This window comes from Mycobacterium sp. D16Q16 (assembly GCF_002013745.1).
Classification (GTDB): domain Bacteria; phylum Actinomycetota; class Actinomycetes; order Mycobacteriales; family Mycobacteriaceae; genus Mycobacterium.
This window is the reverse complement of record NZ_MAEY01000014.1, coordinates 247,488-258,064: the sequence shown is the minus strand read 5'-3', so window position 1 is coordinate 258,064 and position 10,577 is coordinate 247,488. Positions and strand designations below refer to the sequence as shown.

Sequence of the window (10,577 nt, the reverse complement as noted above, 5' to 3'; positions counted from 1 at the left end):
CCCACTCTGAGTCGCCGTTCCTGACGGCCGCCGGCCATCAGACCGTCGGCATACTCAGCTGCGCGAGCAGCGATTTGAGCTTCCCACGCTCCTCGTCTGTCAGAGCGACCGTTACTCGATGCTCCGCGCACGCGACTTCTTGGCGGGCCGTGTCAAGACGCTGCAGCCCTTGCCGGGTGAGGGAGGCGGGTAATGTCCGGCCCTGTTCCGCGGACATTGGCCGCGTGACAAGCCCCTCGTCCTGAAGCTGCTGCAGCACATCACACATCGCCTGTCTGCTCACGCGCGCCGTACGGGCGAGCTGAGAGTTCGACGAACCGGGGGCCGCGTGCAGAATCTGCATACAGAGGAAGGCCGAGAGGGATAAGCCGAGGGGTTCCAACCCGGCCGCCGCCTGCCGCTGCAATAGTGCCGCGGTGCGGGTGAGTAGATAACCGAGGGGAACCTCCGGTACGCCGTTATCCACCGATGCCATCGGAGGACCTACTCGTCACGAGGCCAGGCGAGGCCCGATGGATCCGGACACGTTCTCCCGCTGGGTAAGAGCTTCCCGAACCAACGCGATATTTTCCGGGGCCGATACTTGAATTGATTGTGGCACTGGCTTTTCCCGGCGAGTCAGCCCGCTGAGCGCTCCCTTGCCCAATTCGATGCGAACATCCGCGCGGTACTGGCGAAGCGACTGGGCACAAAGATCCCACCGCACCTGGCGAGTCAGCTGCTGGACCAGCCGGTGTTTGAGATCCAACGGCCCGGTGACGAGTGCCCCGTCAGCGTTCGACAGCAACGGGTGCGGGGCTGTCACCACAGCAGCGCTGTCCAATGCCGCACCGAATTCCGCCTCGGCAGCCGCCATGTAGGGAGAATGGAAGGCTCCAGCCACCTGCAGCAATTTGACCTGGGTGTCGGCCGGCGGGTTGGCCCGCAAGTGATCCAGCTCCTCGAGCCGACCGGCGGCCACCACTTGTCCTGGACCGTTCACATTCGCCACGAACAGGCCCAGCTCCTCCACCGCACGGGTCACCTCGCACAAGCCGCCACCGACCACTGCTGCCATGCCCGTGGGTTCATGGTCACAGGCACGGCGCATTGCCAGACCGCGAAGCCTGGCTAGCCGGACGGCATCTCGCGGGGCGATGGCACCGGCGGCCGCTGCGGCAGCCAGCTCCCCCACGGAATGACCGGCGAAAATCATCCGGTCCGGCAGCCTCAGTTCGTCGCGAAGGCGCTCGAAAACCAGCAGCGAGGTAGCGACGATGAGCGGCTGAGCTATCGCGGTGTCGGTAATCTCGTCGTTCTCGGCCGCCGAACCATAGTGGCGCAGGTCAAGATCGGCGGCTTCCGAGAATTCGTCGATCCGGGCGGATCCGGCAGCATCCAGCCAGGGGGTCATCATGCCTTTGCGTTGCGCACCTTGTCCCGGCATCACCATTGCAAACATGTTCATGCTCCTGTATCCGCTAGACCGAAGTGACGACATCGTCATAGGCGAGGCGAGGGAGCCTCGGGTGCCAGGCATCGGGCCCGGGCTTGCCGATATTCACCACGACCAGAGATTGGTGGACTCCGTCGGGGAAAAACTCTTGGTCCACGGCATCCGCGTCGAATCCCGTCATCGGTCCCGCCGCCAGACCCGCCGCCCGGATACCCAAAATGACGTAGCCAACCTGGATCAACGCATTGGTTCTCGCCGACGCGGCACGCGCCTCCGCTTCCGCGAAGTAGTCCTTGGCCTCAGGAAGATGCGGGAACTGGGTGGGCAGCTCATCGTGAAAATTCAAGTCGGCAGCCAGAATCGCCACAAGTGGGGCGGCAAGGGTCTTGGCCTGGTTAGTCCCGAGCAGGTGCTTGACCAGCCGTGACCGTGCTTCACCGGAACGCACCAAGACAATGCGAAGCGGCTGCTGATTCATCGATGTCGGCCCAAATTTGATCAGCTCGTAGATGGCTTGCACCTGCTCGTCCGAGACCGGCTCGTCGGTGAAGGTATTGGCGGTGCGGGCCTCACGGAACAGCAGGTTCTGCGAGGCGGCAGGCAGTGCCAGACCTTCCTGAGCCGTCAGCTCCGGTTCATGCGCTGTTTCCCCTTGCAGCAGTGGGGAATCACTGTCATATCTCACATGCCGCGACTTTGTCTGCAGCTCGCCGTCGACGCGCACAAGCACATCGTGAACGACACAGCTCGGGTTGGCCTCAGCGGGCTTACCTGGCCTGGTCTTGATCACCAGGCAATAGACGGTTGAACGAATCTCGTCGGTATCGATGTATTCGAGGTCGATCATGGAGAAGTAGTGCCGCTTCTGCACCGGATCGTGCTTACCCATCTCACGAAAGTCGTACAGATCGTTGATGATTCCGGCTCTCGTGACGCTGGCGGGTAGCGCGGTGGTGTGGTCGAAAATCGCGTCCTCGGTAAAGGTGGCCGCATAGCCTTCGATGTCCTGCCCGTCGAGTCGCTGCATCTGTCTGGAGTAGAACTGCTGCACCTCGGTGTAGAGGCTTGTGCTGATGTCAACGGTCGTCACGGTCGGCTCCTTAGTCTTATCCGCCTGGCCTGGCACTTCGGTGTCGCCAGTTTCCCTAACGAGGCTCGAATATCGGTCAAGGGCAATACACCCGGGCTTGACCGGAGCTATAGCGGTGCCGTGCATAGTCACCTTCATGACTTCGACAACGACTCGTAAAGTTGCTCTCATCACCGGCGCGACCAGCGGCATGGGTTTGACGATCGCGCAGCATTTGGCGAAACAGGATTTCGCGGTGTTCCTCTGTGCCCGTAGCGAGGAGTCACTCAGCCAAACCATCAAACAACTACAGGCCGACGGCTATGAGGCTGACGGCGTGACCTGTGACGTTACTGCGCCCGAGCAGATACGCGCTTATGTCACCGCTGCTGTGGATCGCTATGGGCCAGTGGATATATTGGTCAACAATGCCGGCCGTAACGGCGGCGGAATCACCAAAGACATCACCGACGAACTGTGGTTCGACGTCATCAACACCAATCTCAACAGCGTTTTCCTGATGACCAAAGCGGCACTCACCACCGGCGGGATGCTCGACCAGGGCTGGGGCCGAATCATCAACATCGCGTCCACCGGCGGCAAGCAGGGTGTCCTGCACGGCGCACCGTACTCGGCGTCCAAGCACGGGATGGTCGGATTCACCAAGGCATTGGGCCTCGAATTGGCGAAGACCGGTGTGACGGTTAACGCCGTGTGCCCAGGATTCGTGGAGACGCCGATGGCCGAACGGGTCCGTGAGACCTACGCAACCTTGTGGGGTGTTGATGCCGAGGAAGCCGGCAAGCGGGTCGCCGCTCGCGTACCCATCGGGCGATACGTGGATACCGAAGAGGTAGCGGCCATGGTCGACTACTTGATTAGCCCCGGCGCCAATGCGGTAACCGCTCAGGCCCTCAATGTCTGTGGCGGCCTGGGTAACTACTAAACCCGCCGCCAGGCAAGGATGCGTCGCTGCTGCTTGCCTCCCTGCTGGAGCACACCGATCAGCGTCAGCGTATCGCCATCGAAGTCGTACTGACGTGTCTGCACGGTGCCTGCCCAGGCGGGGTTGGAGCACACCACAATCTGATGCAGCACTAGCGGCCCGTCAACGTGCCAGTGCCCGGCGTATCCCATGAACGGGACTGCGCCGGGCACTTGTTCACCGCGCATCATGCTGACCGACAACGCACCTTCGGCCCCGTAATAGAGCAGACCGATCGGCGATTCACCGAGCGGCCCCTCGCTGGTGCCGCCGCTCTCGTCGAGATCGTAATAGGACTCCAGCCGCCACTGCCCCACGAGGTGATCGGGCCGGACCGGCTCCCCCTCATTGCAGTGCATGGGCGGATCCGCTGCGGGCGTGCGCCGTCACCAGGTCGTCAAGGATCGCTGCCAACTCGTCAGGCTTGGTAATCATGGCGTCATGGCCAGTGTCGAGTTCACGCACTGGCTCCCCTGCTGGTGGATAAGAACGTGGCATCAACTGCCGACGCAGGGACGTCCATGCCTCACCGCCGCCGGAGCAATGGATGTGCGCCCGCGGGACACTCTCCAGCTGCGCCGGATTACCCAGCCGAAGAACATCGGTGAAAGTGCGTAGGGACTGCGGGCTCTGCATCGACCGCAGCCAGCTCAGATCGGGCTCGTCGGTCACCCCGTAGCAGCCTTCCACCCCGGGGGGCATACCGGCCACCGGCACACACCAGCCGTCGCCCTCGGCCTGCGCCGCATCCGCGAAGGCCTGCACGTTGACCGGAAGAATGTCGGCAACGGCCTCGCCGTCGTGCGCGACGAACGTGTCCAGATACACCAGAAGGCCTATCCGGGAGGGAATCTGGTCCGCGACGGCCGTGACGACAATGCCTGCGTAGCTGTGCCCCACCAACACGACATCGGTCAGGTCCTCGTCCACGATCAGCCCGGCGACATCACTCACGTGCGCGTCCAGACCCACATCCGGCCCCAGCTCGGCGGCCCTGTCGCCCAGTCCGGTCAGCGAGGGCGCATAGACCTGGTGACCACTTGCCTCCAGAACCGGAGTCAGCCGTTCCCAGCACCACCCTCCATGAAATGCGCCGTGTACCAATACATATGTCGTCATATCTATGCCTCCATGGATTCTGACTGCGCCCCTACCAGCGGTGGGGGTACGGGTTCAGGCCGCAGGCCTCGGCCTATGACCCGCGCGATAAGCCTGGGCAGCATGGGAAATGTGCGGATTAGCCGTATGAGGAGCGGCCGCTCGGCGGGCGCACGGCCAGCCGTCGGATAGAGGTCGGCCAGGAGATGTAACTGGGCCCACTGCACTATCCGCACCGGATACTCACGTCGGCGTTGCACGCGCGCCAATTGCGCCGTCGACGGCCGGGCTCCGGACGCCAATACCGGGCCCAGTAGGCGAGCCGCGGCGATGGCATCCTGCACTGCCAGATTGATACCAACACCACCGGCCGGCGACATCGCATGTGCCGCATCACCGATCGCCAGCAGACCCGGCCGGTACCACTGCCGCAATCGGTCGACGCGCACATCGAGCAGATGAAAGCTGCTCCAATCGCGCAGCTCCGCGGCCAGTCTGTCGGCCAATACCGGATAGATCCGTGCGATCGCCGCCCGTAGCGCTTCGATGCCATCACGCCGCGTCTGCTCGTAGCCCCCTTTGGGGATCATGTACGCGACTTGCCAATAGTGCTCACGGTTGAGGCAGACGATGAAGTAGCCCTTGCCGCTGCGCACCGCCGGAATCAGGTCGCCGGCTTCGCGGCTCACCCGGAACCACAACACATCCATGGGCGCGGTAGAAGCGGCAAGGTCAAGTGATCCGGTGTTCCGCACGAGTGAACGCCGCCCGTCGGCTGCGATGACCAGTGTGGCCCGGATCTGCAGCGCGCCGTCCGGGCCGTTTGCCCGCACACCCACCACGTCCTCACCATCGTGGATCAGTTCGGTGGCCTCAACTCGTTGTAAAAGGTGAAATCCCGGGTACCGGCGGGCGGCGGTGGCGATGAAGTTCAGCACGTCCCATTGCGGCATGAACGCGAGATAGCGGTACTTGCCCGGCAGCGCCCGAAAGTCGGCGAAGAGCAATTGCCCGGAATCGGTTGCTATCGGCAGTGTTTCAGCCTTGGCGTGGGGCAGCTCGAGAAACTGGTCGATCAGCCCCAGCTCATCCATCGCCTGCAGAGTCGACGGGTGAACAGTATCGCCGCGGAAGTCACGCAGAAAGTCCGCATGCTTCTCCAGAACAGTGACATCCAGACCGAACCGGGCCAGCACCAGACCGGCCATCAGCCCCGCTGGACCTCCGCCGATCACGCAGACGTCGACGGCTACGCCAGGCATTCGGGCACCTGCCCGTCGTTGTAACTGACCATGTCATCGAATGCCGCGATCACGTCAAGGGGTGCCCCGAACTCACTGTCCCGTGGTGCCGCGCCCTGTTCGGCATAGGCGCGGTACAGGTTGCCCACCAGCCGTTCTGAGTCGATCAGCCCCGCGAACTCGCCCAGCTCGGCACGGCGTGCGGCCTCGAGCGGTCCAACGCCGTCGGCAGACCCCTCGGCGGCCAGCTGCTGGATCCAGGTCAGATAGGCGGTGGTCTGCGCGAACACCTCGGGCCCCGTCAGCGGGCCATGACCGCACACCACAGTTTCGGCACCCAATTGAGCCAGCTCACCGATGACACGCAACGCACCCTCGACCGAGCCCATCAGATTAAAAGGGGTCGCACCCGAGAGCACGATATCCCCGGCGAACAGGATCTTGTCCTGGGGAAGCCACACCACCGCGTCGTTCGTGGTGTGCGCCGGGCCGAAATGGATCAGCTCCGCTGCGCGGTCGCCGATATGTAGGCGGAGCCGATCGGTGAAGGTGACCGACGGCAACGTGACTCTGACATCACCCCATTCGACCTGGGGCCATAGTTGGGTGAGCGCCAGGCCTGCCTCGTCCATCTCTGTCCGGGCGCGCTCGTGGGCGATAATTGTCGCCTGCGGGCCAAACAGGTGATTACCGAAGTGATGGTCGCCGTGGAAGTGGGTGTTGACCACGGTGCGGTGCGAGCCCGGAGCCAATCCGTCGACCGCCGCCACCAGCCGCCGGTTACGGCTCTCCGTGGCCAGGGTGTCGATGACGACCGCGCCGTCCGGGCTCACTACGATTCCCGAGTTACTGAGGCACCAGCCCCCGGGGAGCTGCAGATACGCGTAGACACCGTCTGCGATCTCGGTGATCCGGTCGGTGCCCCGTGCCGCCAGCCCGGAGGTCAACTGAGGTTTTCCGCGAGAGACTCTGCCCAGTAACCGGCGTGGGCGAGGGTCGCTTTGCTGTTGGCACCCAGCGCATTTCGCAGGTACTGCTGTGCGTCGCCGATACCCTGGCCAGCGCCAAGTACCGGCGCTATTGCCGCCGGGTTGATGGCGACCATATGCCGCGAGGTGGCCACCGCACCGTCTGGACCATCGGTGAACTCCCACACCCCGCTGTGCCCCAGCAGCAGCGCGGGCGGCAGTTGTTGCTTGTACACAATCTTGTTTGGGCTAAAGCACAGCCGCACCGACCGCGTGGTGTGGCTGCTGCCGTCGCTGGTGACGGTATCCATTTCCATGTCCTGCACACCGTCTACGGTCTCCACCAGGTTGACCCGGCCAACGTGTGGCAACCGCTTCGGCCACAGGTCACTGCGTTCCACGAATGTGTAGATATCGGCGGCGCTTCCCGGCAGCTGCACGGTGTCCTCGAATACCTGGATGATTTCCCCGGGCAGATAACCGCATTCGGCCACCAGCCCCAAGGCCGCCAGTTCCTTTTCGCTGTTGTTGTTGACGGCCGTGACGATGGAGTCCTGCGCGGCATCGTCCCCGGCGACCATGAAGTGATGGTCCAGCACCACCTTGGTGCGCCCGCCGGGCAGGCCGGTGAACTTCCAACTACCGCCCATCGAGGTAATGGGCGCCGCGCTGCGCTCCTGAGCGAACTCGACGAGCATGGCCTGCGGGTCAAAGCTCCTCCGCGAGACCCAATCCCGCACTGCACCATTGACTGTCGCCCAAATGTGGAACCGCTCGCCGGTGTCGCTGTGCTCGAGCAGGTCCACGTACACGGTCGGGCCGAAGATGACCGGCCACCGGGTCACGTCCGCCACCAGCGAGTAAACCGTCTCCGCGGGGGACGCGATTTCTCGCGAGTGCGTCAAAGTATGTGTCACCTGGGATGTCATGCCGCACCGGCCAGCTGAGAGTTGATGACATCCAGCATCTGCTGCGGCGTGGTCAGGTCAGCCAGGTCCTCTTCGGCGATATGCACCCCGTACTCCCGCTGCAACCGGGCGGCGGTTTCCATCAGGGCCAACGAGTCGTAACCGAGCTCTTCGAACTCAATCGTCGCGCTCTCGGGACTGATCTCGGTGTCGTCCTCGCCACCGGCGCAAGCCACCAGGATCTTATGCAGCTGGGCAAGCGTAACTTCGGCCATTTCTCTCTCCTTCAGTGATTTTCGTGTTCAGCGACGCACGACGACGGCGGAGTTGAATCCCCACCGGCCCCGCGCGAGAATCAAGGCGGCTGACAATGACGCCTCACGTGGTTGACCCTGCACAAGATCGATCTGATAGCGCTCTGGCACGTCTGTGGTACCGACCGTCGGCGGGACGACGCCGTCCCGCAGGGACAGCAGCGCCGTCGCCACATCCAGCGGGCCACCGGCCGCATAGAGCCTGCCGGTCATCGACTTTGGCGCCGTCACGGGCACGCCCCGAGGTGAGAAGACCGCCGCGATGGCCTCGGCTTCCGCGGCGTCCGCGCCGGTCACGCCGGCCGCGTCGGCGAAGACCACATCGATATCGGCCGGTGTCATCCCAGCGTCGGCAATCGCCATCTGTGCCGCACGGGCCAGACCGCCGGGCAGGCCCGAGCCCGGGGCCGGGTCGAATGTCGAGGCATATCCGGCGATTTCCCCGTGGATGTTGGGGGCATTGCGAGCCGCTGCGGAATCTGCGTCTTCGCAGATGAGAATGCATCCCCCTTCTCCGGGCACATATCCGTTCGCTCTCTGGTCGAACGGAAGGTAGCCCTGCGCTGGATCGGTTGCCCTCGTGACATTGCCGGTGGAGATGTGTGACGTCCAGCCCCACGGGTCGAGAGCCGAATCCGCCCCTCCGGAGACGACCAGTGTGGTGCCACGCCGCACCGTACGGCGCGCATGCCCGAGCGCATCGAGACCGCCCGCCTGTTCGGCGACCAAAGCACTACTGGGCCCGCGCATTCCGTGCCGAATCGAGATTTGGCCGGTGTTGACGGCATAGAACCAGGCAAACGATTCATACACACTGACGTGCTCCGAGCCCTGAGACCACAACTTCTGGAACTCCCGGTGGGTGAACTCGAAGCCGCCCGAAGCGGTCGAGGTGACCACACCCATCTCATAGTCGGTGAATTCCTCCGGGTCCACTTTCGCATCGCCCAGTGCCCACTCCGCGGCCACGAGGGCCAGCCGGGTAGAGATGTCGGTCTGCGGCAGCAGCCGTCCCGGCAGCAACTCCTTGGCGTTGAAATTGGTGAGCTGCCCCGCCAATGTGCTCGTGTACCCGGAGACGTCGAATCTGTCTAGCGTCGAGATACCGGTGTGCCCCGATACTGTTGCTTCCCAATAATTTTCGGTGCCCAGGCCATTTGGGGCCAGGATTCCGATGCCGGTGACCAGTACGCGTGTCATGCCGATGCCCCCAACATCTCGGTCGGGCGACTCAGCACCATCGCGGTCTGGAATCCCCCGAAGCCACTGCCCACGGTGAGCACGTGTTCGGTGTGATGATCACGTGCCGTGATGGGGACGTAGTCGAGGTCGCACTCCGGGTCCGCCTCGTGCAGATTCGCGGTCGGCGGGACTACCTGGTTCTTGATCGCCAACAGGGACGCGGCGATCTCGACGGACCCAATGGCGCCCAGGGAATGTCCGACCATGGACTTGATCGAGCTCACCGGGGTGCGATAGGCGTGCTCACCCAAACTGCGCTTGAACGCCGCTGTTTCGTGGCGGTCGTTCTGCCGGGTACCCGATCCGTGGGCGTTGATGTAGTCGATCTTGGTCGGGTCGAGCCGTGCTTCGTCCAGCGCGATCGTGATGGCTTCGGCCATCTCCCGCCCGTCGATCTTCAGGCCGGTCATGTGGTAGGCGTTGCATCTGGTGGCGTATCCCGATACCTCTGCGTATATCTGGGCACCGCGGGCGCGCGCATGTTCAAACTCCTCCAGCACGAACATCGCTGCGCCCTCAGCGAGCACAAATCCGTTGCGAGAGCCGTCGAAGGGGCGAGAGCCCGTCTCCGGGGTGTCATTACGCGTGCTCGTTGCCTTGATCGCGTCAAAGCAGGCCACCACAATCGGCGTGATCGGGGTGTCTGCGGCACCGCTGAGCATCACGTCGGCGCTGCCCTCACGAATCAACGCCACGGCATGTCCCACCGAGTCCAGCCCCGAAGTGCATCCGTTGGACACCATCGTCACCGGGCCCTGTGCCCCCACTGTCCAGGCCACCTCGGCCGGCATCACACTGGGAATCATGTAGTCGAACATGTGTGGCGACAAGGCCTTCTGGTCCGAAAGCCAGTTTCGCCCGGAATCCGACAGCACCAGATATTCCTGCTCCAAGCTGGTGGCCGCGGCCACTGCGCTGCCCAGGCTGACGCCTAGCCGATAGGGGTCGAGTCTGTTCACATCCAGGCCGCTATCGGCTACCGCCTCGCGGGTACAGACCACCGCGAACTGGGTGGCCCGGTCCATGCGGCGAATCTCCTTGTGCGACAGACCCTCCTGCTCGGCATCGAAGTCGGCCTCTCCGGCGATCCGGGACCGGTAGGGCGAAGCATCGAAGTAGGAGATGCCCCGGGTCGCGGTCCGTCCAGCGGCCAGCAGTTGCCAGAACTCGTCGGCGCCGCGACCACCTGGCGCGCGGACACCGATGCCGGTGATGACTACTCTTCGCTCCATCTCCCACCTCTCATATGTATCGGTATTGCTGTCCGATACATTGTGAGGAACGGCTACTCAAAGACCACTCAAGCAGTTGCATTCG

At 63.5% G+C, this 10,577-nt stretch carries 12 protein-coding genes and 1 pseudogene; 1 reads left to right on the top strand and 12 read right to left on the bottom strand.

Annotated elements, in window-relative coordinates:
• Positions 1-37: 37 nt before the first annotated feature.
• From B4394_RS16280 to B4394_RS25795, 4 genes and pseudogenes are all read right to left on the bottom strand, one after another.
• A complete protein-coding gene (locus B4394_RS16280) occupies positions 38-475 on the bottom strand; it encodes a MarR family winged helix-turn-helix transcriptional regulator (protein ID WP_078315672.1) in 438 nt (145 codons plus the stop codon).
• Between the two features lie 15 nt (positions 476-490).
• On the bottom strand, positions 491-1,441 hold the full coding sequence (locus B4394_RS16275; RefSeq protein ID WP_170914995.1) for an ACP S-malonyltransferase: 951 nt from the start codon (positions 1,439-1,441) through the stop codon (positions 491-493).
• Positions 1,442-1,460: 19 nt separating this feature from the next.
• The gene (locus B4394_RS25800) at positions 1,461-2,063 is read right to left on the bottom strand and encodes a malonic semialdehyde reductase (RefSeq protein WP_176138327.1); all 603 of its coding nucleotides are present in this window, start codon (positions 2,061-2,063) and stop codon (positions 1,461-1,463) included.
• Positions 2,064-2,132: 69 nt separating this feature from the next.
• Positions 2,133-2,651: pseudogene (locus tag B4394_RS25795) on the bottom strand (nuclear transport factor 2 family protein); the annotation flags it as partial.
• 10 nt (positions 2,652-2,661) lie between these two features.
• Here B4394_RS25795 and B4394_RS16265 point away from each other — a divergent pair.
• Positions 2,662-3,450 carry an SDR family NAD(P)-dependent oxidoreductase gene (locus tag B4394_RS16265; protein ID WP_078310634.1) on the top strand — a complete coding sequence of 263 codons (789 nt, stop codon included), beginning with the start codon at positions 2,662-2,664 and terminating at the stop codon, positions 3,448-3,450.
• Here the strand turns inward: B4394_RS16265 and B4394_RS16260 are convergent.
• Genes B4394_RS16260 through B4394_RS16225 form a run of 8 tightly spaced genes read right to left on the bottom strand, consistent with a single transcriptional unit; the run spans position 3,447 to position 10,492 of the window.
• Positions 3,447-3,848 carry a lipocalin-like domain-containing protein gene (locus B4394_RS16260; protein ID WP_078315670.1) on the bottom strand — a complete coding sequence of 134 codons (402 nt, stop codon included), beginning with the start codon at positions 3,846-3,848 and terminating at the stop codon, positions 3,447-3,449. The two genes, B4394_RS16265 and B4394_RS16260, sit on opposite strands and share 4 nt — an antisense overlap.
• Positions 3,835-4,608 (bottom strand): alpha/beta fold hydrolase, encoded by a 774-nt coding sequence (locus B4394_RS16255; protein WP_078315669.1) that lies wholly within the window; start codon positions 4,606-4,608, stop codon positions 3,835-3,837. The genes B4394_RS16260 and B4394_RS16255 overlap by 14 nt, the downstream gene beginning before the upstream one ends.
• Positions 4,609-4,610: 2 nt before the next feature.
• Positions 4,611-5,849 carry an FAD-dependent oxidoreductase gene (locus tag B4394_RS16250; protein ID WP_078310637.1) on the bottom strand — a complete coding sequence of 413 codons (1,239 nt, stop codon included), beginning with the start codon at positions 5,847-5,849 and terminating at the stop codon, positions 4,611-4,613.
• A complete protein-coding gene (locus tag B4394_RS16245; protein WP_212566647.1) occupies positions 5,837-6,775 on the bottom strand; it encodes an MBL fold metallo-hydrolase in 939 nt (312 codons plus the stop codon). Before B4394_RS16245 ends, B4394_RS16250 begins: the two co-directional genes overlap by 13 nt.
• Positions 6,772-7,725 (bottom strand): aromatase/cyclase, encoded by a 954-nt coding sequence (locus B4394_RS16240; RefSeq protein WP_078315668.1) that lies wholly within the window; start codon positions 7,723-7,725, stop codon positions 6,772-6,774. Before B4394_RS16240 ends, B4394_RS16245 begins: the two co-directional genes overlap by 4 nt.
• A complete protein-coding gene (locus tag B4394_RS16235; RefSeq protein ID WP_078310643.1) occupies positions 7,722-7,979 on the bottom strand; it encodes an acyl carrier protein in 258 nt (85 codons plus the stop codon). The genes B4394_RS16240 and B4394_RS16235 overlap by 4 nt, the downstream gene beginning before the upstream one ends.
• A 27-nt stretch (positions 7,980-8,006) precedes the next feature.
• Positions 8,007-9,218: a ketosynthase chain-length factor gene (locus B4394_RS16230; RefSeq protein ID WP_078315667.1), complete on the bottom strand. Its 1,212-nt coding sequence runs from the start codon at positions 9,216-9,218 to the stop codon at positions 8,007-8,009.
• Positions 9,215-10,492 carry a beta-ketoacyl-[acyl-carrier-protein] synthase family protein gene (locus B4394_RS16225; protein ID WP_078310648.1) on the bottom strand — a complete coding sequence of 426 codons (1,278 nt, stop codon included), beginning with the start codon at positions 10,490-10,492 and terminating at the stop codon, positions 9,215-9,217. The genes B4394_RS16230 and B4394_RS16225 overlap by 4 nt, the downstream gene beginning before the upstream one ends.
• Positions 10,493-10,577 lie beyond the last annotated feature (85 nt).

Excerpts from the sequence above, each read along its gene's own strand:
- B4394_RS16280 (WP_078315672.1), bottom strand. The coding sequence starts at position 475 with ATGGCATCGGTGGATAACGGCGTACCGGAGGTTCCCCTCGGTTATCTA.
- B4394_RS16275 (WP_170914995.1), bottom strand. The coding sequence starts at position 1,441 with ATGTTTGCAATGGTGATGCCGGGACAAGGTGCGCAACGCAAAGGCATG.
- B4394_RS16265 (WP_078310634.1), top strand. The coding sequence starts at position 2,662 with ATGACTTCGACAACGACTCGTAAAGTTGCTCTCATCACCGGCGCGACC.
- B4394_RS16260 (WP_078315670.1), bottom strand. The coding sequence starts at position 3,848 with ATGCACTGCAATGAGGGGGAGCCGGTCCGGCCCGATCACCTCGTGGGG.
- B4394_RS16255 (WP_078315669.1), bottom strand. The coding sequence starts at position 4,608 with ATGACGACATATGTATTGGTACACGGCGCATTTCATGGAGGGTGGTGC.
- B4394_RS16250 (WP_078310637.1), bottom strand. The coding sequence starts at position 5,849 with ATGCCTGGCGTAGCCGTCGACGTCTGCGTGATCGGCGGAGGTCCAGCG.
- B4394_RS16240 (WP_078315668.1), bottom strand. The coding sequence starts at position 7,725 with ATGACATCCCAGGTGACACATACTTTGACGCACTCGCGAGAAATCGCG.
- B4394_RS16235 (WP_078310643.1), bottom strand. The coding sequence starts at position 7,979 with ATGGCCGAAGTTACGCTTGCCCAGCTGCATAAGATCCTGGTGGCTTGC.
- B4394_RS16230 (WP_078315667.1), bottom strand. The coding sequence starts at position 9,218 with ATGACACGCGTACTGGTCACCGGCATCGGAATCCTGGCCCCAAATGGC.
- B4394_RS16225 (WP_078310648.1), bottom strand. The coding sequence starts at position 10,492 with ATGGAGCGAAGAGTAGTCATCACCGGCATCGGTGTCCGCGCGCCAGGT.